Annotated in this window: 23 protein-coding genes and 1 tRNA gene; 11 read left to right on the top strand and 13 right to left on the bottom strand. The window is 58.6% G+C overall.

Features of this window, described 5'->3' with window-relative positions:
• Positions 1 to 610: 610 nt before the first annotated feature.
• The 4 genes from RA27_RS10665 to RA27_RS10650 form a co-directional block, all read right to left on the bottom strand.
• Positions 611 to 687, bottom strand: a tRNA-Arg gene (locus tag RA27_RS10665).
• Positions 688 to 751: 64 nt separating this feature from the next.
• Complete coding sequence (locus RA27_RS10660; RefSeq protein WP_039539012.1) at positions 752 to 2,134, bottom strand: HAMP domain-containing sensor histidine kinase; 1,383 nt, start codon at positions 2,132 to 2,134, stop codon at positions 752 to 754.
• A gap of 18 nt (positions 2,135 to 2,152) precedes the next feature.
• Complete coding sequence (locus tag RA27_RS10655; protein WP_039538363.1) at positions 2,153 to 3,571, bottom strand: FAD-dependent oxidoreductase; 1,419 nt, start codon at positions 3,569 to 3,571, stop codon at positions 2,153 to 2,155.
• Between the two features lie 3 nt (positions 3,572 to 3,574).
• Complete coding sequence (locus RA27_RS10650) at positions 3,575 to 4,306, bottom strand: TVP38/TMEM64 family protein (protein WP_039539009.1); 732 nt, start codon at positions 4,304 to 4,306, stop codon at positions 3,575 to 3,577.
• A gap of 297 nt (positions 4,307 to 4,603) precedes the next feature.
• Between RA27_RS10650 and rpmH the strand changes: the two genes are divergently transcribed.
• The 11 genes from rpmH (at position 4,604) to RA27_RS10595 (ending at position 13,409) form a co-directional block, all read left to right on the top strand.
• Complete coding sequence (gene rpmH, locus RA27_RS10645; RefSeq protein ID WP_005980833.1) at positions 4,604 to 4,738, top strand: 50S ribosomal protein L34; 135 nt, start codon at positions 4,604 to 4,606, stop codon at positions 4,736 to 4,738.
• A gap of 25 nt (positions 4,739 to 4,763) precedes the next feature.
• On the top strand, positions 4,764 to 5,186 hold the full coding sequence (gene rnpA, locus RA27_RS10640; protein ID WP_039539006.1) for a ribonuclease P protein component: 423 nt from the start codon (positions 4,764 to 4,766) through the stop codon (positions 5,184 to 5,186).
• On the top strand, positions 5,183 to 5,410 hold the full coding sequence (gene yidD / locus RA27_RS10635; RefSeq protein WP_039538361.1) for a membrane protein insertion efficiency factor YidD: 228 nt from the start codon (positions 5,183 to 5,185) through the stop codon (positions 5,408 to 5,410). Before rnpA ends, yidD begins: the two co-directional genes overlap by 4 nt.
• 44 nt (positions 5,411 to 5,454) lie before the next feature.
• Positions 5,455 to 6,348: a tRNA 2-thiocytidine(32) synthetase TtcA gene (ttcA, locus tag RA27_RS10630; RefSeq protein ID WP_039538358.1), complete on the top strand. Its 894-nt coding sequence runs from the start codon at positions 5,455 to 5,457 to the stop codon at positions 6,346 to 6,348.
• Between the two features lie 70 nt (positions 6,349 to 6,418).
• The gene (locus RA27_RS10625; protein WP_039538355.1) at positions 6,419 to 7,960 is read left to right on the top strand and encodes a GGDEF domain-containing phosphodiesterase; all 1,542 of its coding nucleotides are present in this window, start codon (positions 6,419 to 6,421) and stop codon (positions 7,958 to 7,960) included.
• A gap of 126 nt (positions 7,961 to 8,086) precedes the next feature.
• Positions 8,087 to 9,910 (top strand): membrane protein insertase YidC, encoded by a 1,824-nt coding sequence (yidC, locus tag RA27_RS10620; RefSeq protein ID WP_039538352.1) that lies wholly within the window; start codon positions 8,087 to 8,089, stop codon positions 9,908 to 9,910.
• Entirely contained in the window at positions 9,907 to 10,644 is a 738-nt protein-coding gene (locus tag RA27_RS10615; RefSeq protein WP_039538350.1) for an MOSC N-terminal beta barrel domain-containing protein, read from the top strand. Before yidC ends, RA27_RS10615 begins: the two co-directional genes overlap by 4 nt.
• Positions 10,641 to 11,294 carry a ribosome biogenesis GTP-binding protein YihA/YsxC gene (yihA, locus tag RA27_RS10610; protein ID WP_039538347.1) on the top strand — a complete coding sequence of 218 codons (654 nt, stop codon included), beginning with the start codon at positions 10,641 to 10,643 and terminating at the stop codon, positions 11,292 to 11,294. The genes RA27_RS10615 and yihA overlap by 4 nt, the downstream gene beginning before the upstream one ends.
• Before the next feature lie 60 nt (positions 11,295 to 11,354).
• Positions 11,355 to 12,218 carry an acetylglutamate kinase gene (gene argB / locus RA27_RS10605; RefSeq protein ID WP_039538344.1) on the top strand — a complete coding sequence of 288 codons (864 nt, stop codon included), beginning with the start codon at positions 11,355 to 11,357 and terminating at the stop codon, positions 12,216 to 12,218.
• A 19-nt stretch (positions 12,219 to 12,237) separates the two neighbouring features.
• Positions 12,238 to 12,915, top strand: a complete 678-nt coding sequence (locus RA27_RS10600; protein WP_039538341.1) for a ferredoxin — start codon at positions 12,238 to 12,240, stop codon at positions 12,913 to 12,915.
• On the top strand, positions 12,912 to 13,409 hold the full coding sequence (locus RA27_RS10595; RefSeq protein WP_039538338.1) for a histidine phosphatase family protein: 498 nt from the start codon (positions 12,912 to 12,914) through the stop codon (positions 13,407 to 13,409). The genes RA27_RS10600 and RA27_RS10595 overlap by 4 nt, the downstream gene beginning before the upstream one ends.
• Before the next feature lie 44 nt (positions 13,410 to 13,453).
• Here the strand turns inward: RA27_RS10595 and RA27_RS10590 are convergent, their stop codons facing one another.
• The 9 genes from RA27_RS10590 to RA27_RS10550 all read right to left on the bottom strand — a co-directional run bounded on the left by RA27_RS10590 (position 13,454) and on the right by RA27_RS10550 (position 23,415).
• Positions 13,454 to 14,245, bottom strand: a complete 792-nt coding sequence (locus tag RA27_RS10590; protein ID WP_039537380.1) for an amino acid ABC transporter ATP-binding protein — start codon at positions 14,243 to 14,245, stop codon at positions 13,454 to 13,456.
• A 12-nt stretch (positions 14,246 to 14,257) separates the two neighbouring features.
• Complete coding sequence (locus RA27_RS10585; RefSeq protein WP_039538335.1) at positions 14,258 to 15,562, bottom strand: amino acid ABC transporter permease; 1,305 nt, start codon at positions 15,560 to 15,562, stop codon at positions 14,258 to 14,260.
• A gap of 1 nt (position 15,563) precedes the next feature.
• Entirely contained in the window at positions 15,564 to 16,832 is a 1,269-nt protein-coding gene (locus RA27_RS10580; RefSeq protein ID WP_039538332.1) for an ABC transporter permease subunit, read from the bottom strand.
• Between the two features lie 129 nt (positions 16,833 to 16,961).
• A complete protein-coding gene (locus RA27_RS10575; RefSeq protein WP_039539003.1) occupies positions 16,962 to 17,978 on the bottom strand; it encodes an amino acid ABC transporter substrate-binding protein in 1,017 nt (338 codons plus the stop codon).
• A 206-nt stretch (positions 17,979 to 18,184) separates the two neighbouring features.
• The gene (locus RA27_RS10570; RefSeq protein WP_039538329.1) at positions 18,185 to 18,892 is read right to left on the bottom strand and encodes an ATP12 family protein; all 708 of its coding nucleotides are present in this window, start codon (positions 18,890 to 18,892) and stop codon (positions 18,185 to 18,187) included.
• A 4-nt stretch (positions 18,893 to 18,896) separates the two neighbouring features.
• A complete protein-coding gene (locus RA27_RS10565; RefSeq protein WP_039538326.1) occupies positions 18,897 to 19,568 on the bottom strand; it encodes an HAD-IA family hydrolase in 672 nt (223 codons plus the stop codon).
• The gene (locus RA27_RS10560) at positions 19,565 to 20,608 is read right to left on the bottom strand and encodes an RluA family pseudouridine synthase (protein WP_039538323.1); all 1,044 of its coding nucleotides are present in this window, start codon (positions 20,606 to 20,608) and stop codon (positions 19,565 to 19,567) included. The genes RA27_RS10565 and RA27_RS10560 overlap by 4 nt, the downstream gene beginning before the upstream one ends.
• Positions 20,609 to 20,712: 104 nt before the next feature.
• Complete coding sequence (locus RA27_RS10555) at positions 20,713 to 22,026, bottom strand: replication-associated recombination protein A (RefSeq protein ID WP_039538320.1); 1,314 nt, start codon at positions 22,024 to 22,026, stop codon at positions 20,713 to 20,715.
• Positions 22,027 to 22,029: 3 nt separating this feature from the next.
• The gene (locus RA27_RS10550; protein ID WP_039538317.1) at positions 22,030 to 23,415 is read right to left on the bottom strand and encodes a trypsin-like peptidase domain-containing protein; all 1,386 of its coding nucleotides are present in this window, start codon (positions 23,413 to 23,415) and stop codon (positions 22,030 to 22,032) included.
• Between the last annotated feature and the right edge of the window lie 36 nt (positions 23,416 to 23,451).

The following is a 23,451-nucleotide window of genomic DNA, read 5'->3' as shown; positions in this document are numbered from 1 at the left end:
ATATCGGGAAAATCTTCCTGGACCGCGCCAGAGCCTCTTATTGTGTTCTCGAACTTCTGCATTTGCGCTTTAGTTCAGAGGCGCGAGAATACAGCCTTGAGTTGAAACGCTTCACAACAACAAACCGCAACCACCCTTGAAGCGGTTTTATGTGAAGCGATCTCTGGTTGAGTGGTCAACTGACCTGTGTCTCCAACACACTTTCATTTAGTCTGTCTGGCAGCAGAAGTTGACCCTGCGTTCAGCGCAGCCATTGCATTTCGCCGGTCCGCACCCCGCGATCCTAAAGGCTGGCTACTCGACTACGTGCTAGTGCCGAATGACAAAATCGTATTTGGGATTGGCGGCGCGGCGATTGCGTCACTGCCACCAACCGAACTGGAAGAAGAACGACTTGCGCTGGGCACATTCGCCGCGCTTGCTCGTCCCTTCTACGACATGCAACCTGAAGTCTGGCGGCAATGGCAGTCGGTTCAGGCCGGGGGGTGGGGTGCGACATTCCGACTCAACCGGACATCAGGCGGAAGAACCGGCAAGCGATTTGATTTTAGTGGCAGATCAGGGGCAGGAAAACGTTGATGGGAATTTATTCAATGTTTTCAGCACCAAGTGGCGGACCGAGGAGGATTCGAACCCCCGACCCCTTGATTCGTAGTCAAGTACTCTATCCAGCTGAGCTATCGGTCCGCGTTGGTGAGGCGGTATTTAGACCCGGGACCAAGTGCGCGCAAGCCGATTCTTCAAAAAAACTTCAAAAAGTCATATCGCCGCGTGGAAGCCTTATTTCAAAGGCGGTTCCGTCAGGCCCTGTATCTTTCAAAAACAGGTCTCCGCCATGGCCACGTACCAGTTCTTGCGAAATCGCCAGACCGAGTCCCGAGCCCCCTTTGCGTACCCCCCCCTGGAAGGGAGTGAACAGATTGTCCCGCGCTTTGGGTGGCAGGCCCGGGCCTGTATCGCTGATTTCGATGCACCAATCGGCCTCCTGCTCGGATGCGGATACGGCAACGCGGCCCGGTTTGCCCGCGGACATGAGGGCCTGCCGGGCATTGCGCACGAGATTCATAACGACCCTGAATATCTGCTCTGGATCGGCACGGATCACGAGATCCTCGGGGACTTCGTTTATGATCTCGATACATGCCTCTGCGACGGCGAGTTGCTCACTGGCGACGACGTCCGCAGCGACATCCCGCAGCCGGACCATCGTCAGTGTCGGAGCGGGCTCTTCGGCGCGCCCGAAGGCCAATGTACTTTCGCACAATGAGACCGCCCTGGTGATCGAATTGACGAGCTTTGGCGCCATGCGCGCCACCAGTGGATCATTGCTGGCCTCTATCCGGTCGGTGAACAATTGCGCCGAGGTCAGGATATTGCGCAAGTCGTGGCTGACCTTGGCGACTGCCCCACCCAATTGCGCCAGACGTTCGCGTTGCTTCAGAGCCTGGGTCAGATCGGTTTGCAACATCTGCAAGGCTTCTTCGGCTTCGCGCAGCTCTGTAACTTTTGAATTCGGAGAGATAATGCCTCGCGCATCTTCGGGTGCGCTGGCGTACCGCTGCATGTAACCCACTACGCTTTTGATCGGTCGCACCAGCACTACGCGCACGGCCAGAAACAACAATGAAGCGGTAATAATCGAAATCACAAAGGAAAGACCCAGAATACGCAGCCCGTAATCTGTCATCGCCATACGCAACGGATTGCTGTCCATCGTAACTTCGATCAGCAGCCCGGCGTCTTTGACCGGAGCGCCGATCACTCGGATCACCTCGTTCTCGGGCGTAAACAAACGCTGAGTCGCATCGCGGATCAGCACCCACGCGCTGGCGCTGCGCAGATCGTAGGTCCTGGTGATCTGGTCCGGAATTGGCGACGACAGCATCAGCTGGCGCACTTCGTCGCGGCGCAGGACAACGTTGTAAACACCCGCATTGGCCAGCAGTTCAGCCTCAAGCTCATCGGCCAGCATGTCGTCGGCCAACAATGCCAATGAGGCGATCTGCGCACGTTCCAACCGATTAAGCAGGAAATCTTCGCGAAAGCGCGCAATTGAAGGCACAAAGATCAGAATCTCGGCCAACATGACGAAGACCGTCGTCAGGATCAGAAATCGGCCCGACAGCGAGTTCACTTTGCGCACCTCCTTGGGTCAGGGAATCCAGCGCTGGACGAACCTGACCACTCGTTTAACCGTTTGATTCTCAAACAGCCTTGGCGAGAAATAGGCACCCGCCACACGTTTGTTAAGCTCTCCGACCGTCGGGTAAGGCGAAACCATCGCAGCGATCTGGCCCATCTTGAGGTTATTCGCCAGCGCCAGCGACCACAAGTTGATCAGCTCTCCGGCCTGATACCCTACGATTGTCGCCCCTATGGGTCGGCCTTTTAAAACCATCACCTTGATGAAGCCCTTCGTCTTCCGTTCCGCGATGGCGCGGTCATTGTGGTGATAGTCGAACCGGGCAACTTCGAGCGCATCGCCGTGCCGTTCGCGCGCCTGTGCTTCGCTCAGACCGACCTGCGCCAGTTCCGGGTCGGTATAGGTTGCCCATGGGATATGGGCGGTTTTCGCCTTGGCAGGCAGCCCGAAAAGGGCCGAGCGGATGATGACCCCGGCCTGATACCCCGCGACATGGGTGAACTGCATTCCGCCTGCGACATCTCCGATGGCATAGACCTTGCGATTTGTGGTGCGCAACGAGTCATCGGTCCTGATCCCCGTGCGCGTTTGCTCGACCCCGGCCGCCTCGAGGTTCAGCCGCTCGATATTGGCCTTGCGCCCAACGGCCAGCAACAGGTGAGAGCCCGTGTAAATCTCACCGTTTTCAGTCACGACCTCAACAGCACCTGCATTGCCCCGAATCTGGGCGACCATAGCGGTCTCGCGGATTACCACGCCTTCGGTCTTCAGGCTGTCCAGAACCACCGAGGCCGCCTCGGGATCGTCCTTGCCCAGCGCTTTCATCCCTTCAATCACCGTAACTTTACAGCCCAGACGTATATGCGCCTGCGCCATCTCCATACCGATGGGGCCTCCGCCGATGATCAGCAGATGTTCGGGCTTGTCGCGCAGCTCGAATATGGTCTCGTTGGTATAATACGGCACCTGATCCAACCCCGGCAAAGGCGGTATCAACGGCGAGGACCCGGTGGCCACGACAACGCGGCGAGCGGTGATGAGGTGATCTCCGGCCTGTACTTGGGTGGGGGAGACAAAGCTGCCGTATTCCCGGATCACCTTCACACCGAAACCTTCGAAACGCTCTTGGCTGTCCATGGGCTCGATCTGAGCGATCACGTCATGCACGTGATCTTTCGCAGCAGCGTAATCAACCTGAGGCGTCACGTCCGAGATACCGTAGGCGGACGCATGTGCCTGCCCGTAGGCGACCTTGCCGCTGGCGATCAAGGCTTTCGAAGGGACACAGCCAAAGTTCAGGCAGTCCCCTCCCATCTTGTGCCCCTCAAGCAGAACAACATCCGCACCCATCTGGCTGGCCCCGGCTGCCACGGACAACCCTCCCGACCCGGCACCGATCACCAGGATATCGGTTTTCAACTCTTGCATGAATCAGGCGTCCTTTCGGCCACGAATGGATTTGATGACAATCGGCAAAGCGGCCAGCACGCACAAGCCGATGATCGGGCCAATCACAAACGGCTCCCACAGCAGCGAGACGTCGGGGGTCTCGCCCCGGTCGAACACACCGCCCAGCCCGACACCGATCCAGGTGTACACAATGCCGCCGGGAATGATCCCCAGCGCCGTTGTGATCAAAAAGTTGCGGAACTTGACCCCCACCAGCGCAGGCACCAGATTGGCCACGAAAAAAGGCACGACGGGCACCAGGCGCAGCAGGAACAGAACCGAGATTTCGTTCTCGCGCAGCCCATCTTTCAGTTTCTTGATCGCCCCTTCCGAGGATTCCAGCCGGGCTGTGAGGGATTCTCCCAGCCCCCAGCGTGCGGCCAGAAAGATGGCCGAGGCGCCAATGGTTGCCGCGACGACATTGAACACTGTTCCGGCGAACAGACCGAACAGAAACCCCCCGGTCATCGAAGCCACGGCGGCGCCGGGCAGCGAAAAGGCGACGATAATGATGTAAAGCGCCATAAACGCGGCAGCCATCGCCCAGTAGTTGGCATCTCGCCAAGCCAGCAGCGCCTCGCGATTGTCGCGCAGAGTCTCGAAAGACAGATAGTCGCCCAAGGTGAAGAACCCCACCGCCGCCACAGAGAGAATCACCAGCAATGGAATATGGCGCGCAAGCCCGCTGCGCGCAGACTGGGTTGTATCACTCATCACGTTGTCCGGTTTGGTACGTTTCATTCTGGCTACAACATGCGACGCCAGCGGGTCACACAACAGGGGCCTCACGCGGCGTTGATGTTTATGGCAGAGAATGTGAGGGATTCAGGGCCTACAACCGGCAATTTGAAACCTTTTGCTGGTGCCGGTTACAGAATTGTTGCAAAAGGCGTCAAAACCCCCACCTAGGGGTTTGACTTAACTCCCGCGACCCAGTAGAGGACGGGCTTCGAACACTAGGGCCAGGCGAATCCGCGCCGCACCCGACCGCTATAGATTGGAGACGGAGCGATGAAACGCACCTATCAGCCTTCGAACCTGGTTCGCAAACGCCGCCACGGTTTCCGCGCACGCATGGCCACCAAGGCCGGCCGCAAAATCCTGAACGCGCGCCGCGCACGTGGCCGCAAGTCGCTGAGCGCATAAACCGCTCACTGATCAGGTTATGAACATGACGCCGCCGGAGGCCCCTGAGGATGGTAGCAACCAGCCGAGGGTAAAGCCCCCGGCGGCATCCGTTTGCATGGGTGAAACCCTGACCGTTTTGCAGAACCGTTCGGATTTTCTGAAGGCCGCGCGGGCGAAACGGCAGGGTACGGCCTCGATGATGGTACAGGCGCGCAACCGCAGCGACGGCGAAGCAACCGGTATCCGCGTCGGGTTCACCTGCTCCAAAAAAGTTGGCAATGCCGTGGCCCGCAATCGCGCCAAACGCCGCCTGCGCGAGGCAGCCCGCGCTGTTCTTACCAGTCAGGGCCGAAACGGATGGGACTACGTCCTGATCGGCCGCGCCGAGGTCACCGCCGCCCGCCCGTTCGAGGCGCTGAAAGACGATCTGCGCTATGCCTTGCGCAAAGTGCATGGCGGCAAATGACTCCGCTTGCCCATATCCTCGCCTTGCCAATCCGGGCCTATCGGCTGATCTTCAGCCCATGGGTCGGGTTCAACTGCCGCTATCAGCCAACCTGCTCAGCCTATGCGCTGGAAGCGCTTGAAAAGCACGGTCCGTTCAAGGGAACATGGCTGGCCGCACGTCGCATCGGGCGCTGCCACCCGTGGGGTGGTGACGGATACGATCCGGTGCCCGAGGACAAATAACGCCCACCCTTGCCCGGTTTACCCAACTGAGATAGGCCCGCACCATGTTCGATGAAGCTGACGATATCCATCCGCTGTTTGCGGGCGCACCTTCGACCACCGAGTTCAAGAAGCTGCGCAAACGCATCGTGCGCCAAACGCGCGAAGCGATCGAACAGTACGGGATGGTCAACGCCTCTGCTCATGACAAGAAGGCCAAACCGCCGCGATGGCTGGTGTGCTTATCTGGCGGCAAGGACAGTTATACCCTTCTGGCGGTGCTCTACGAGTTGAAATGGCGCGGGCTGCTGCCCGTCGATCTGTTGGCCTGCAATCTGGATCAGGGCCAGCCGGGGTTTCCGGCGACTGTGCTTCCCGAGTTCCTCGAACGCATGGGTGTGCCGCATCGGATCGAGTATCAGGACACCTACTCCGTTGTGATGGACAAGGTTCCGCAAGGCCGTACCTATTGTGCCCTGTGTTCTCGCCTGCGCCGCGGGAACCTGTATCGTATCGCCCGCGAGGAAGGCTGTTCGGCGGTGGTCCTGGGTCATCATCGTGACGATATCCTCGAGACATTCTTCATGAACCTGTTTCATGGCGGTCGCCTGGCGACCATGCCACCCAAGCTGGTGAATGAAGAGGGCGATCTGTTCGTCTATCGCCCGCTCGCCCATGTGGCCGAGGCGGATTGCGAGAAGTTTGCAAATGCGATGAACTATCCCATCATTCCCTGCGATCTGTGTGGCAGTCAGGACGGGCTGCAGCGTCAACAGGTCAAGCAGATTCTCGATCAATGGGAAAAGAACGCGCCCGGGCGGCGGCAGGTGATGTTCCGCGCATTGACCAATGCCAGACCATCGCACCTGCTGGACCCGAAGCTGTTTGACTTCGTGAACCTCACGACCGAGCAGATTCAAAAAGACGAAAATTCAGACGAAATTCCCCGGCTGCGTTAACGACTGACTCAGATTGGTTTCCTACGGTTGGCTTGCGCGATCCTTGCCCAAGCCGAAGGCCGTAAAACCAATGCGGAAATTTTTCTCTGTTGACCGACTTCTCGACACACTGCGGATGGTTCTAACCGGGCCGCAGGTTCTGGCCTTTGTGCCGGCCGCCTGTCTGGCCGCGTTCTGGTTGGGCGGCGAAAGCGCCCTTGTCACCACGGCGCTGGGCTTACCGCTTGTTTTTGCCGCAACCGGCATATGGGGCAGTCGGTCTTACACCGCAAGCAGTTCAGGAATACGCCCCAGCGGCGCGGTCACGTATGATATTTTCCAGTCCGAAATGCGGGTTCTGAGTGAGACAGCAACGAACAATGGCGAGAATGCCGCATGTATCGCTATGGCATTGGACGATTACGCCGATCTTCAGGACCTGCACGGGCAAGCGGCGGCAAATCATATAAAGCAGCAATTCAGTGATCGCATCCTTTCGATCATCCGAAGCCATGACATCTTTTCTCAGATTGACCAGAATCGGTTTCTCATCGGCCTCCACCCGTCCCCGCATCTGGATCTCGAAGCCTGCATCCAAATGTCGGGCCGCATTCAAAGCGCTGTGGAAGAGCCACTCTTGCTGAATGGTGCGGGTGTTTATCAATCCTGCTCTATCGGATTCTGCCTGCACTCCGACCTGCGCCAAACCGAGGCTGAAGAGTGGATCGGCGCCGCTACCGCTGCGCTCGCCGAGGCGCAGAGAAGCGGACCGTCCACGATACGGGCCTATTCAACAGCAACGCGTCGGCGTTCGCTGGTCCGGGCCAACCTGCGAAAAGAATTCGAAGCGGCACTGGACAGCGGAGACATCCGGCCCTGGTTTCAGCCACAGGAGTCTACGGACACGGGCAAGATTACCGGGTTTGAAGCACTGGCACGGTGGGAGCATCCGATCAAGGGCGTTCTGGGCCCGCAGGTGTTTCTGCCCTTTGCCGAACAGGCCGAACTGATGGAGCGACTGGGTCAGGTCATGCGTCATCACGCGTTCGAGGCCATGCGCGCCTGGGATCGGGCCGCGCTTTTCATTCCCCGGATCGGCATCAATTTCTCCTCGGATGAACTGCGCAACCCGGGTCTGATCGACCGTCTGAAATGGGAACTGGATCAGTTTGAACTCACACCGGACAGACTGGCGGTCGAGATATTGGAGACGGTATTCTCACGTCGTCCCGACGACGTGATCACCCGGAATGTGACCGGCATGGCGGCGCTTGGGTGCTGCATCGATCTGGATGATTTCGGCACCGGCCATGCCTCAATTGCCTCAATCAAGCGGTTTGACGTGTCCCGCATCAAGATCGATCGGACGTTTGTGGCAAAATCCGATCAGGACCCCAGCCAGCAGCAGCTCGTCAGCGCCATTCTGACCATGGCTGAACGACTAAATCTCGAGACGCTCGCGGAAGGGGTTGAAACCCCCGGTGAACATGCGCTGATGGCGCAGTTGGGCAGCGATCATGTACAGGGTTTCGGGATTGCCAAACCAATGCCGTTCGAACAGACGCTGGACTGGATCGCGGCTCATCAGGCAAAGCTCAGGGGCACGCCCAAAATCAGTCGCAAGATGGGATGAAATCGGCAGTTTCGTAGCGGCGATTCCAGTGTTGGGGCGATTTGAGGGGCGATTCCGCTTGACCTTTGGGGCTGCACTCTGTTGAACCCACCGGGTGTGTTTCACTGCTCAAGGTGGCTGTCCCCGATGGACGATCAGAACAAAAATCTCATCCTAGCAACCGTACTCAGCTTTATCGTGATCCTTGTATGGTTCGTGTTGTTCCCACCGCCGGAGCAACCTACCACGCTGGAAGAAGCAGAGATTGCGGCTCTGGAAGGCGATGACGTGCAAACCCCCAGCGCCACCAGCACAGTGGGTGAGGCAACGACCGCCGCCGAGGAAACTCTGCCGGAAGAACAGGCACCGCGCGTCGATATCGACACTCCCCGTCTGAAGGGCAGCCTGTCCCTGTCCGGCGGGCGGATCGATGAGCTGTTTCTCAAGGATTACAAGGTTTCCATCGAAAAGGGCGCACCAATTGTCGAACTGCTCTCTCCGGTCGGATCGGAATCGGCCTACTATGCCATTTACGGCTGGGCGCCGGGTGCGGGACTTGCGGGGGCGGATGTTCCTGGTCCCAACACGCTCTGGACCTTGGAACAGGGAGAGGTTCTGGGCGTAGACAGCCCCATCACGCTGGTTTGGGACAATGGCAAAGGGCTGACCTTCCGCCGCAACATCTCGGTTGATCAGGACTATATGTTCACCGTTACCCAATCGGTTGAAAACGCGACCCAATCCGAGGTTGGCATGGCCCCCTACGGCATTCTCGCCCGGCACGGCCTTGGTGAGGATGGCGACCTGCCGGGTTTGAAAAACTTCTTCATCTTGCATGAGGGCGTGATCGGAATGGCGGACGGCACGCTGTCCGAAGTCGACTATGGCGATGTACGCGATTTTGACATCGACCCGAATGAACGTGCACAAGCCGAGGTCTATCAGGTCAAAGAAGATGGCTGGATCGGATTTACCGACCATTACTGGATGGCCACACTGATCCCGGAACCGGGTTCGACGTTCAAAGCGGCAGCAAAATATGATTCACGCCGCAAAATCTATCAGACCGAAACGGTTCTGCCGACACTGACCGTCGCCCCCGGAGAAGCCGCCGAGGTGACAACGCGCCTGTTCGCAGGCGCCAAGGAATGGGAAACGATCCGAAAATATCAGTCTGAAGGTGTCCAGAAATTTGTTGATAGCATTGACTGGGGCTGGTTCTTCTTTCTGACCAAGCCTATCTTCTGGCTGCTGCACAATATCAACGCCCTGATCGGCAATATGGGCTGGTCGATCATCGGGCTGACGCTGATCATCAAGGCGATTCTGTTCCCGTTGGCGTTCAAGTCCTATGTCTCGATGGCGAAAATGAAAGAGCTGCAGCCGCAAATGGAAGCTCTGAAAGAAGCGGCAGGCGATGACCGCCAGAAGATGCAGCAGGGCATGATGGAGCTGTATAAGAAGGAGAAGGTGAACCCGGCTGCGGGATGTCTGCCGATTCTGATGCAGATTCCGATTTTCTTCTCGCTCTACAAGGTGATTTTCGTCACGATTGAATTGCGTCAGGCCCCTTGGTTCGGCCCCTTCCGCGACCTCAGTGCGCCTGATCCGACTTCGATCATGAACTTCTTTGGCTGGCTGCCCTGGGCAGGCCCCGAGCCCGGTACGCTGATGGCGACCATCTTCCTTGGCATTCTGCCGCTGCTTCTGGGGATTTCGATGTGGCTGCAGCAGAAGCTGAACCCGGCACCAACCGACCCGACGCAAGCGATGATCTTTGCCTGGATGCCGTGGGTGTTCATGTTCATGCTGGGCAGCTTTGCCAGTGGTCTGGTGGTCTACTGGATTGCGAACAACACGATCACTTTCACCCAGCAATACCTGATCATGCGCAGTCAGGGGTATACGCCGGACGTGTTCGGCAACATAAAATCGGGTTTCAAGCGAACGCCCAAGACGGATGACAAATGACCGGAACAGTCACCAGCCTTTGGCGGCACCCGATCAAAAGTCACGGGCACGAGTCCCTCGACGACGTAACTTTGACCCCCGGGCAGACAATGCCCGGGGATCGTGTTTGGGCAATTGCCCATGAGGCGTCAAAGACAGACGGGTCGGAATGGGCGCCCTGCTCCAATTTCAGCCGATGCGCGAAGGCGCCTCAACTGATGGCAATCTCGGCGCAATTGCAGGGCGACAGCGTCACGCTTCAACATCCTGACCGTCCCCCGCTTAGCTTTCAGCCCGATACGCAACAGGACGCGTTTCTGGATTGGGTCAAGCCATTGATGCCCGCAGACCGCGCGGCGTCAGCGCGCATCGTCCGCGTCCCCGGGCGCGGGATGACCGACAGCGATTTCCCCTCGATCAGCCTGTGCAACATGGCCTCGCACCGCGCGGTCGAACAGAAACTGGGTCGTGACCTGTCCATCAAACGCTGGCGGGGCAACATCTGGTTCGATGGCCTTGCGCTGTGGGAAGAGTTCGATTGGCTGGGCCGCGACATTCGCATTGGCGAAGCCGTGTTCCACATTCGTGAGTGTATAACGCGCTGCATGGCGACAACCGCCAACCCTGAAACGGGCGAACGCGATGCCGACACGCTGGGGGCGTTGAACAGCTGGGATCATCAGAATTTTGGTGTCTACGCCGAAGTACTGGAGGGCGGCACCATACAGACCGGAGACAAGGTTCAGGTACTATGACTGCGCTTCCATTCCCATTGGCCGAGGCACCGGATGAGTTTGCCGCCGAAACCGGGCGCAAGCTGTTTGCCGGGCCGTCGGAATTCGTCAAGGGCGTGGTAGCCATGAATGGCCTGCCCGCTCCTGACCGGTTAGAGGTGTGCTTTGCCGGACGCTCGAATGTCGGCAAGTCCAGCCTGATCAACGCGCTGACCGGGACCAAGGGACTGGCGCGTGCATCTAACACACCAGGCCGCACGCAAGAGATCAACTTTTTCACTCAGGGGCCTGATCTCTATCTGGTTGATCTGCCGGGCTATGGCTATGCCAATGCGCCGGTCAAGGTTGTTGAAAAATGGCAGCGACTGCTGAAGCAATATCTCAGCGGGCGCCAGACGCTGCGCCGTGCCTTCGTCCTGATTGACTCGCGCCATGGCGTGAAGCCAGTGGATGCGGAAATCATGAAGCTGCTGGACACCAGTGCCGTCACTTTTCAGTGCGTCCTGACCAAAGCCGACAAGGTCAAAGAAAAGGACCGCAAGAATGTGTTGGATCAGGTGCGCAGTGCGCTGGCCAAACACCCTGCAGCCTTCCCCGAGATCGTGCTGACATCGTCCGAGAAAGGCGATGGCATTCCCACCTTGCGTTCGATCATTGCGCATTTGGAGTAGCTTGGCTCTTGGCAGCGCCACTCAAAGACCCTAACACGGGTGCCCAGAGGGACCTCAGCCATGAAGACAAGAGACATGAACCGGGATTGGATCGCCACCGCCGCCACTTTGAACAGCGCTCTGCCCTATCTGCAGCGTTATGACGGGGCAATCGTCGTCATAAAACTGGGCGGACACGCCATGGGCAGCGACGAGGCGATGGAAAGCTTTGCACGTGATGTCGTCCTGATGCGGCAGGTGGGTGTGAACCCGGTGGTCGTGCATGGCGGCGGACCGATGATCAACGCGATGCTGGATCAGCTGAATATCCAATCCGAATTCGTCAACGGCAAACGTGTGACCGACAAAGCCACGGTCGAAGTGGTCGAGATGGTTCTGTCAGGCCTTGTGAATAAACGCATCGTGCAGGCGATCAACGGTCAGGGCGGTTCGGCGGTCGGTCTGTCGGGCAAGGATGCGAACCTGATGGTCTGCGATCAGGCCGATCCCTCTCTGGGATTTGTCGGGTCTCCGTCCGAGATGAACCCGGCGATCCTGCACAATCTGTTCTCACATGATGTGATCCCGGTGATCGCACCTTTGGGCGCGGGCAAGAACGGCGAGACCTTCAATATCAATGGCGATACCGCAGCCGGGGCTATCGCATCCGCGCTCAAGGCAGACCGGTTGTTGTTGCTGACGGACGTTTCGGGCGTCAAAAACGCGGGCGGCGAGGTCGTAACCGAACTTAAGGCCGGCCAGATTCGCGAAATGACGATGGATGGAACCATAGCGGGCGGCATGATCCCCAAGACCGAAACCGCGCTGGACGCGCTGCACAGCGGGGTCCGGGCGGTGGTTATTCTGGACGGGCGCGCACCAAATGCGGTGTTGTTGGAACTGTTCACCGAGCACGGCGCTGGATCGTTGATCCGGCCGGACTGAACCATCCGACGGAGGAGACATGACCGGATACCCACCGACCTCCTCTCTAGAAACCTATGACCGCGTGGAAAATGCGGCAAGGGATGCAGGGCTGATCGTCATGGGTGCTCAGCATCCACGACGTACGGGCGCAAAACAACTGGACGGGGGCACCCTGATCCTACTTGGCGCAGGCGGGGCATTTTGGCCCATCTTGAAATCCTCACCCGAATGGCAAGGCGCCCACCCGGTCGACCGGTGGTCATCGCGCGTGGTCGGTCAATTGGCGCGGGATTTGGGGGCCGAGGCGCATTTCCCGTTCGGTGGCCCACCCTATGCGCCCTTCATCGACTGGGCGTTGAAATCCGGCCGTACCTTCAGCAGCCCGGTGGGCGCGCTCGTGCATGATACGGTCGGTATGATGATCTCATTCAGGGGGGCACTGCACTTTGCTGAGGAGTTTGCCGTCCCCGAGGCTTCAGGAATCTCTCCCTGCACCACATGCCCTGCCCCCTGTACCCAAACTTGCCCGGTCGGAGCGCTGAACAGTCAGAGTTTTTATGATGTGGACGCCTGCCACGGTCACCTGTCCACCGCCGCAGGGCAAACTTGCATGACCGGTGGTTGTCTCGCCCGGCTGTCCTGCCCACTCAGCGAGGGCGCGGGGCGTGATCCGGACCAATCCGCCCATCATATGAAAGCGTTTCACCCGTCATGACCCGCACCCTGATCCTGACCCGCCACGCGAAATCCAGCTGGAATGACTTTTCTCTCGACGATCACGACCGACCGCTTAACAACCGCGGGCGTAAATCGGCTCTGGCGGTTGCCGCGTGGTTACGCAACAATGGCTGGCTACCCGATGAAGTGCTGAGCTCAACCTCGACCCGTACCCGTGAAACTTGGGATCGTATGGGGCTGCGCGCTGACAAAGTGAGTTTTCATCGCGCGCTCTATCACGCGGGCTCTGAGGACATGTTGATGGAATTGTCGAGTGCCACCGAGCCGGCTGTTCTGATGTTGGGACATAACCCCGGCATCGCTGCCTTTGCCAGCCGCATTGTGCGCCAAGCCCCCGATCACCCCAGGTTTCACGACTACCCGACATGCGCGACGACTGTGATCCGGTTCGACATTGACGACTGGGCGCATGTCCAATGGCACAGCGGCATCGTTCAGGGGTTTACCATTCCACGCGAGTTGCTGGAATGAAAAAAGGCGGGGAAAGCCCCGCCTTTTCGTTAGCTTCTCGGAACTCAGTGTCCCAGGATCTGGCTGAGGAACAGCTTGGTCCGCTCTGATTGCGGGTTGTTGAAGAACTCTTCCGGTTCGTTCTGTTCCACGATCTGGCCTGCGTCCATAAAGATCACGCGGTTGGCGACTTGGCGGGCAAAGCCCATCTCGTGGGTCACGCACAGCATGGTCATGCCTTCCTCGGCCAGCTCGATCATGGTGTCGAGCACCTCTTTGATCATCTCGGGGTCAAGGGCTGAGGTCGGCTCGTCGAACAACATGATCCGCGGCATCATGCAGAGCGAGCGGGCAATCGCCACACGCTGCTGCTGACCACCCGAAAGCTGACCGGGATACTTATCGGCCTGCTCGGGGATTTTCACCTTTTCCAGGAAATGCATCGCGCGCTCTTCGGCCTCTTTCTTGGGCGTCTTGCGCACCCAGATCGGGGCCAGCGTGCAGTTTTCCAGAATGGTCAGATGCGGGAAAAGGTTGAAGTGCTGGAACACCATGCCAACCTCGGACCGGATCTTGTCGATGTTCTTGAGGTCATTCGACAGCTCGGTCCCGTCCACGACGATCCTGCCCTGCTGGTGTTCTTCCAGCGCGTTCAGGCACCGGATGAGGGTGGATTTACCCGACCCCGACGGCCCTGCGATCACGATCCGCTCGCCTTGATTGACGGTCAGATTGATGTCGCGCAGCACGTGGAAGGCCCCGTACCACTTGTTCATGTTCGAGATTTCGATGGCGACCTCGTCGCTCACCTGCATCTTCGAGCGGTCGATTTCGCGTTCAATTGCAAGTTCAGACATGTGTTGAACTCCTTAACGGTGGCCAGTCTGAAGCTTGCGCTCCAGATACATGGAATAACGGGACATGGAGAAGCAGACGACAAAGAACAGCGCCGCGATGAACGCGAACAGTTCCCAGTAGATGCCGTTCCAGGCGGTGTCAGCGCGGATGGCGGATGCCAGTCCGATTACGTCGAACAGCCCGATGATCGACACCAGCGTCGTATCCTTGAAGATCCCGATGAATGTGCTCACGATGCCCGGAATCGAGATTTTCAGGGCTTGCGGCATGATGATCAGCCGCTGTGCCTGCCAGTAGTTCAGGCCGAGACTGTCGGCACCTTCATACTGACCCCGTGGCAAGGCAGCCAGACCGCCCCGGATCACTTCGGCCATATAAGCAGCCGAGAACAGGGTCATCATGATCATCACCCGCAGGATGATGTCAAAGTTGGTGCCCGGCGGCAGGAACAGGTTCAGCAGCAGCGATGCCACAAACAGTAGCGTGATCAGCGGCACACCGCGAATGAACTCGATAAAGCCCACACACAGGTATTTGACGATCAACAGGTCCGACTGACGGCCCAGCGCCAGAACGATGCCGATGGGCAACGAGACACCGATTGCGACAACGCCCAGAAGAACCGCCAACATGAAGCCACCGAACTGACGGCTTTCAACCGCTTCCATCCCGATTGGGATGATTGATGCCATCGCACTGGTGAAGTAGCTGGAAATGAACAGCCACCATATTACCGAGGCCAGAACTCCAAGTATGATGCCGAACAGGCCACTGAGCTGTTTGCTGACGATGGTGTAAACACCCCAGCCAACAACGAAACCCAATGCTGCCGAGATCGGTCCCCAGATGGTTCCGCCCCACATCAGCCAAACCATCAGGAATGGGTAGATCGCGGAAAAGATCAGCATCTTGGTCGGTACCCGATCCGAGTACAGAACCGGTGCCAGCGCCACCAGCAGAAGAATCAAGGCCAAGATCGGACGCCAGTACAGATGGCTCGGGTAGAACCCGAACAGCAACTGCAACCAGCGATCGTTGATCACCGCCCAGCAGGCGTGCCCATGGGTGGACCCCCAGTTCTCAAGCATGATCTCGCGGCATTGGTTCAGCGAGTCGGCATTCCAAACGGACTGGAATGTCCACGGTAGAATGCCAGACAGCACATAGTAGACCGCATAGAGCGAGATGATCGTCAGGATCGAGTTGAGCCAGCTTGAGAACAGATTGTGCTTAATCCAGCCCAGCGCGCCGACCTCGGATGCGGGTGGCGCCTGTTCCGGCAGCATCTCTGTGCGGACAAATGAAACATCACTCATATTACCGCTCCACCAATTTGACACGGTTGTTGTACCAGTTCATCACCGCCGAGATGCTCAGCGAGATGCACAGATAGACCAGCATCAGCAGCAGAACGCATTCCAGCTCGCGGCCGGTCTGGTTCATGGTGATGCCACCCAAGGTACCCGTGATGTCCATATATCCCACCGCAATCGCCAGTGACGAGTTCTTGGTCAGGTTCAGATAGTTCGAGATCATCGGTGGGATGATCACGCGCAGCGCCTGCGGCAGGATCACCAGACGCATGGTACGACCCGGGCGAAGACCCAGCGCAGATGCGGCTTCGGTCTGGCCTTTCGAGATGGCCAGAATACCAGCGCGCACGATCTCGGCGATGAAGGCCGCTGTATAAAGCGACAAGGCCAACCACAGGGCGATCAGCGAATTGCGCATGTGGGTTCCGCCCTTGAAGTTGAAGCCCTTCAACTCGGGGTAACCCAGGTGGAAGCCCAGAACGGTCAGGAGGATGATCATCGGAACGAACAAAACACCCAGTTGGATGTGCCAGATTGTCGGACGATCGCCGGTCGCTTCCTGCTTGGCAGCGGCCCAGCCTGAAATCTTGCGCATCGCAAAGATGCTACCGCCGAGCACTACCAGAAAGGCGACCAGATCCAAGGAAACATTGAACCGAATGCTCGACGCTCCGAAAAGGTGAATATCGCCCAAGCCCCGTGAGAACAGGAATTCCGGAATGTAGACACCGCGATTGGTGACGGCCACGGAATTGAACAAGTCCATCGTCGCGGTCGGATTGTCACCTCTGAAGGCATTCGGTGCCGGAAGGCCCTCGATCAGGATGGCCATGGCCAGAACGATCCACAGCAGGACGGGCACATTGCGGAACATCTCGACATAGACAGTCATGATCCGCGCAACCAGCCAGTTGTTCGACAGGCGCAAAACACCGACCAGAACACCGACTATCGTTGCCGTGATACAGCCCAGAACCGCAACAACGAGCGTATTCAGCAGACCGATGAAGGCCGCGCGCAGATGGCTGTCGCGCGATGTATATTCCAACAGGCGCTGGTTGATATCATAGCTCGCCGGTTCGCCGAAAAAGCCGAACTCGACCGGTTTTCCCAGGGCCTCAAGATTTTGAATTGTATTGGAAATGATCCAGGCTGCCAGAAGCATGAAACCGATCAGGGCAATGACCTGAATGGTCGCAGATCGGTACCGCGTATCATAAAGGAGCATGGACAGCCGGAAGTGCTCCTTCGGCGGGTCAGTGAGAGTCGTCATGACCTATGTATATCCCCGTGCATCCCGACGTTAGGACGGCAGAGTTGATCTCTGCTCAGTCTGTTCGGGCGTGATTCTTATTTATGGAGAAAGGGCGCAGGTTTCCCCGCGCCCTTGCCCCTTGATGTCTTAGCGGAACGGCGGCGAATACAGCAGACCGCCATCGGTCCATTGTGCGTTCAGGCCGCGTGCCAGACCGATCGGAGTTTCCTCACCGATGTTGGTGGCGAAGATTTCACCGTAGTTGCCACCTGCTTTGATGGCGTTGGCTGCCCAATTGGCGTCCAGACCCAGCATCTCGCCGAGCGTACCTTCGGTACCCAGCAGACGGTTTACTTCCGGGTTGTCGGTACCGGCTGACATCTCGTCGATATTGGCCGAGGTTACGCCCAGCTCTTCCGCCGAAACCAGCGCGTTCAGAGTCCAGCGGACAACGTCGCCCCACTCGTGATCGCCGTGGCGGACCAGCGGACCCAGCGGCTCTTTCGAGATGATTTCGGGCAGCAGAACGTGCGCCGACGGATCTTCGAAGGTGGCGCGGGTAGCGGCCAGACCCGATGCGTCGGTGGTGTAAACGTCACAGGCGCCAGCCAGATACTGCTGCTGCGCTTCGGCGTTAGTCTCGATCGGAACCGGCTCGTAGCTGATGTTGTTCGAGCGGAAGAAGTCCGCCAGGTTCAGCTCGGTAGTGGTGCCGGTCTGGATGCAGACAGTCGCGCCGTCCAGTTCCTTGGCCGAGGTCACGCCCAGCGCTTTGGGAACCATGAAGCCCTGACCGTCATAGTAGTTAACGCCAGTGAATTCGAACTTCAGGTCAACGTCACGGCTGAAGGTCCATGTGGTGTTCCGGGCCAGCATGTCGATTTCGCCCGAAGCCAGAGCGGTAAAGCGTGTCTTACCGGTGGTCGGAACAAACTCGACAGCGCTTGCGTCGCCCAGAACGGCTGCTGCAACAGCGCGGCACAGCGATACGTCAAAGCCTTTCCACTCGCCATTGGCATCGGGAGCAGCAAAGCCGACCAGACCGGTGGTCACGCCGCAGTTCAGCTTGCCGCGGGCTTTGATATCGTCAACGGTCCCCGCCGCAGCCGCACCAGCAGCTAGGCCGGCAACTGTTGCCATGCCCAAGATTACGGATTTTTTCATTTTTACCTCTTCCTGATTTTCCATCCCTAGATGAGACGGTTCGATCCGGCACATCCGCGCCAGAAAGGTTACCCAAAAGGTGTCTCCCCTTTAGTGGCCCGAGTTTGGGCGTATTCATCGCCAAACGTCAAGGGCTGGATCACGGAAAACGATAGGTCGTTTCAGGCAAAACAGGGGTCAAAATCACGATTTTAGGCCATTTGGTCTCATATCGAGAGGTCATAGAACCGCTTGGCGTGCAGGAAGGCTGATTTTTTCACTTCGGCGGCGGCGTGTGCCTCATCGTCATGGCCCCATTGCTCAATCTGCCAAAGCTCGTCCAGCCGAGAAATGCGCCATATCTCGTCCGGTTTGCGCCAATCCTGCGTGGCGGCAAAACCGAGAACCAACGACCCCGACAGGCTTACCAGATCATGGAATGCCGCCAATTGGAACGCGTTCAGCGCATGTACCCGATTGCGCAGCGTTTGCAGTGCTTCCGGAGCCTGCGGTTGATGAACCACGCCCGCAAGCGGAACCAGCCGCGCATCCAACGTTTCGGCAGCCCAATCCAAAGCGGGGTCCCAGGCTTCGGATTGCCGCTTTTGCAACGCTTCAGGATGTGTCGCCCGATAGCAGAGCAGATCCGAGTCACCGTAATCAGCCAGCAGGTCGGCGACCTCTCCATGCTGATGTTGTACCTTGTCGATGGCCGCGTTAGCCGAACGGGTAAAGGGCATCGTGGCCGGATCAATCTCTTTTTCCTGCGCATCCCATTCCTCGGCCACCGCCTCGGCCATGGCGCGTGTGGGCAACGACAAAGCGACCTTGGCGGGTGTTTTGACCCGTCTGCCGTCCAACTCGATCGTGTAACCACCGTCAGACTCAACGACTGCGCTTTCGGTCCAGAAACGTTTCGGTTTCCAATCGCTCATCTCTTCAGCCCCAGATATTGGCCAGTGCTCCTGGCAATTGTTCGAAACTCTCGATGACCTGCCGCGCTGCAGACAACGCCGAGCGGTCATGATATCCCCAGCTGACCCCAATCCCGGCAACCTGCGCCGCCGCGGCCATATCCATATCAAAGCTGGTATCACCCACCATGACCGCTGCCGTGGCAGTTACACCGGTCTCGGCCAAAGCCGTTTCTACCATCGACGGGTGAGGCTTGGATGGGTGATGATCTGCGACCTGCCGGGTTATGAAATACCTGTCAAGCCCATGCGCCTCAAGCAGCGCATCCAGCCCGCGCTGAGATTTACCCGTCGCGACACCCAGAAGCACCTCTGGCCTGGCATGAAGCGCCTCGATCACCTGACGCGCACCGGGATAAAGTGGTGAGCTTGCTGCGCCCTGTTCCAACCGCTGTGCGTGGTAGGCCTGTTTATACCCGTCAACCAGCGCCTGCTGCACCCGCTCAGGCTGATCCGGCGCGAGGCGAGCCATCGCATGGGGCAGAGACAAGCCAACGATGGACAGGATAGCGTCACGACCCGGAACTGGCAGCGACTGCGCCTGAAAACAGGCGGACATGGCCGACACTATGGCCCCCTGACTATCGACCAGAGTGCCATCCACATCGAACAGAACAAGCCGCAAGGGGGCGTTCATCGCAGCGCCTCGAACGGGTCGTCGGCCGCCAAATCCTCGGTCCAGCCCAAAGTATCCCAGCTCTGCTTCATATGGCCGGGAAGCGGGGCAACGATTGAAACGGCTTTATGAGTCACCGGGTGCTCGAATGACAGCCGCCGGGCGTGCAAATGAAGCTTCTTACTGATGATACCGCCCAGTTGAGCGCCCCAGCCATCGCCGAGATTCTCCTGCCCCGAGCCGCCGTATTTTCCATCTCCGATGATCGGGTGACCAATCGCTGCCATGTGAGCACGCAGCTGATGCGTTCGACCTGTCACCGGCTCCATCGCAACCCAGGCAGCGCGTCCCGCGACACGATACAGCGTTGCGTAAAGCGTGTGCGCACGTTTTGCGCCCGGAGTATCGTTTATTTCACTGGGATGAACGGCGATCATTTTCTCGCCTTCGCCCTGCTTACCGTGCCCCGGCGCCTTGACCAGCCCCGTCTTGATCTCGCCCAGATAGGGAGTCGGCACCCCGGCAACAAGCGCCCAGTAAATCTTGCGCGTATTGCGATGCCGAAAGGCGGCGGTCAGCCCCTTTGCGGCCTCGCGCGTACGGGCCATCAACAGAACGCCGGATGTGTCTTTATCAAGCCGATGCACAAGGCGCGGGTTCTCATCATACCCGAACCGCAACGCCTCGGACAGGCTGTCCACATGGCGGGTCTGACCGCTTCCACCTTGGACGGGCAGACCGTGCGGTTTGTTCAGCGCCAGTACATGGTCGTCCTTATAGATCACACAAGATTGAATCATCTTTGCATCCGCATCCGAGACACGGTGCTTTACGACAGCGGGCTTATGGTCCGCGTCGGGCAGAGGCGGCACGCGCACGGACTGCCCTACCTCTAACCGGGTCGAGGCCTTCACCCGCCCGCCATCGACGCGCAGTTCGCCCTTGCGGCACATCTTCTCGATCCGACCCTGGCTGACATGCGGGAACAGTCGACGCAGCCAACGATCCAGTCGCTGGTCGCCATCGCCCTCTGCTATGGTGATCACCTGTACGCCGCTCATGCCATTGCCCCTTGTTCCGCACGGTCGATCCGCCCGGATTGTGCTTGTTTCAGTGCCTTAGAAATCATGCGCGTCTGTCGCGCGCATCGGGTGCAGAGTCAAGCCTACCCCGGATTGCGCTGTGTCCTCAGCTTGGCGAAATACTCAAGCCGCTTTTTTAGTTCGCGTTCAAAGCCACGCTCGACCGGCTGATAGAGAACCGGGCGCTTCATCTCATCCGGGAAATAGTTCTGGCCCGAGAACCCATCCTCGGCGTCGTGATCATAGGCGTAACCTGCGCCATACCCCTGATCCTTCATTAAAGATGTCGGTGCGTTCAGGATATGTTTGGGTGGAGGTTCGCTGCCAGATTGCTTGGCCAGACGCATCGCCGCCTTGTATCCCACGTAAGCTCCGTTCGATTTCGGAGCGAGCGCCAGATAGACGACTGCCTGCGCCAAAGCCAACTCGCCCTCGGGCGATCCCAACCGCTCGTAAGTTTCCCAGCTGTGCAGACAGATGGACTGCGCTTGAGGATCAGCCAAACCGATATCCTCGACCGCCATCCTGGTGATCCTCCGCGCCAGATAGCGTGGGTCTTCCCCGCCGGTCAGCATCCGCGCGAACCAATAGAGTGCGGCGTCCGGGTCCGATCCGCGGACCGATTTGTGCAACGCCGAGATCAGATTGTAATGTTCATCTCCCGATTTGTCGTACTTTGCAGCCCGCCGCATCAGGCGCGTCGATAATGCATCCGGGTCCAGAGCGGCATCCACTTTCCAGGCAGCAACCTGTTCGATCAGGTTCAACAGTGCACGCCCGTCACCATCCGCCATCTCCTGCAACGCGTCGCGGGCCGCAGGGGTCAGGGGCAATGCCCGGTCCAGCTCTTTCTCGGCACGTTGGGTCAAACGCTCAAGATCGGCGAGGCTGAGCCGCTCCAGCACCAACACCTGAGACCGGCTGAGAACCGCTGCGTTCAGTTCGAACGAGGGGTTTTCAGTGGTCGCCCCAACCAGCAAGATCGTACCGTCTTCCATATGAGGCAGGAACCCATCCTGCTGCGCCTTGTTGAACCGATGGATTTCGTCAACAAACAACAAGGTACCCTGCCCGTTCTGCCGACGGATCTTGGCGGCCTCGAACACCTTCTTGAGGTCCGGGACACCAGTGAAGATCGCGCTGATCTGAACGAAATGCAGATCGGTTTCCTGCGCCAGCAACCTGGCAATGGTTGTCTTGCCCACGCCGGGCGGGCCCCAGAAGATCAGGCTCGACAAGCTGCCCGAGGCCAGCATCACCCCCAACGGCGCATCCGGCCCCAACACCTGCTCTTGCCCGATCACCTCGGGCAATGATTGTGGGCGCAAGCGATCTGCCAGCGGCCGATGCGGCGACGCGGTGGCTTCGGCGGGCCCGGTATCGAACAGATCACTCACGGGTCACAGCCGGAACCGCAAGGAAACTGAACGGCCGGCCCGTTCAATCTCGACCCGAACCCGGCGGCCCGGCTCGGTGAGGGCCTGCAGGACATCCGCGGGAGTGTCGACATCGGTGTCGTCGATATTTTTCAAAACATCGCCCGCGCGTAGTCCGGCCCTTGCGCCGTAGGGGCCGGGGTCAACAACGACAACCCCGGTTTGAGACAATGTCAGACCAAGCCGCACGATGACCGCCGGATTGATCCCGGACACTATCAACCCAGGCAGCGCCGTATCCTCATCCAATGTGGTTTCGTCGGCAGCCGGTGTTTCAGGTGCTTTGATCAACGCCACTTCGATGTCCGAGCGATCTTCGCCACGCAGCCGGGTCAGGACCGACTTTCCACCAACTCCGGCGACCACCATACGGAATTTCATCTCGGCCGGAGAGTTCACCTCACCCCCGTCCACATGGGTGACAACATCCCCGACCCGCAGGCCTGCTTCGGCCAGCGGGCTCAGTTCATGCAAGTCGGAAATCACGACGCCCAAGGGGATGACCATACCCAGCGACTCGGCAATATCCGCGCTCATGTGCTGGCCGGCCATTCCCGCCCAGGGACTGATGAAATTTTCGTTGCCCGCCTGCGCCTGACGCAGGAACTCGGCCACCAGATTGGCGGGGATGGCAAAACCGATCCCGTTCGACCCGCCCGACCGTGTCAGGATTGAGGTATTAATGCCGATCAGGTCCCCATTTACATCGATCAGCGCGCCACCGGAATTACCTGGGTTGATCGCCGCATCTGTCTGAATGAAGTACCCGCGCGCGTTTCCGGTTGCGGTTCCGGTGCGCGCAAGCCCTGAGATAATGCCCGATGACACGGTCTGCCCCACGCCGAACGGGTTGCCGATGGCCAGGGTCAATTCACCGACCTCAACCTGATCGGAATCGCGCATCTGCAGGAAAGGCAGGTCGTTGGCCTCGTTCAGCCGCAAGATCGCAATGTCGCTTTCCTTGTCACCCAGAACCACAGTGGCCGAATACTCCCGCCGGTCGGTCGTCACCACCCGAATTTCGGTCGCGGTGCCAACAACATGGAAGTTTGAGACCACATACCCATCTGCAGACAGAACCACCCCGGACCCCAGCGAGTTCTGCACCCGAGGACGGGATTCGCCAAAGCCGCGACCCAGAAAATCCCGAAAGAACGGGTCCGAGAAAAATGGATTGGCCCGTCCTTGCCGAACGATCTTGGCATAGATGTTAACGACGGCAGGCGAGGCCTGCTTGACCACCGGAGCAAAGCCAAAGCTGATTTCAGCCTGCGACTTGGGCACGCGGGTTTCTGCCGTGGCCATGGATGCGCACACTAAGAGAAAGGCAAAAAGGGACGCACGTAACATTCGGACCTCAAACTAAAAGGACCCGATGGATATGCG

The organism is Ruegeria sp. ANG-R, from assembly GCF_000813985.1.
Classification (GTDB): Bacteria; Pseudomonadota; Alphaproteobacteria; order Rhodobacterales; family Rhodobacteraceae; genus Ruegeria.
Note: the sequence above shows the minus strand (reverse complement) of the source record. Positions and strands in the feature narration are given on the sequence as shown.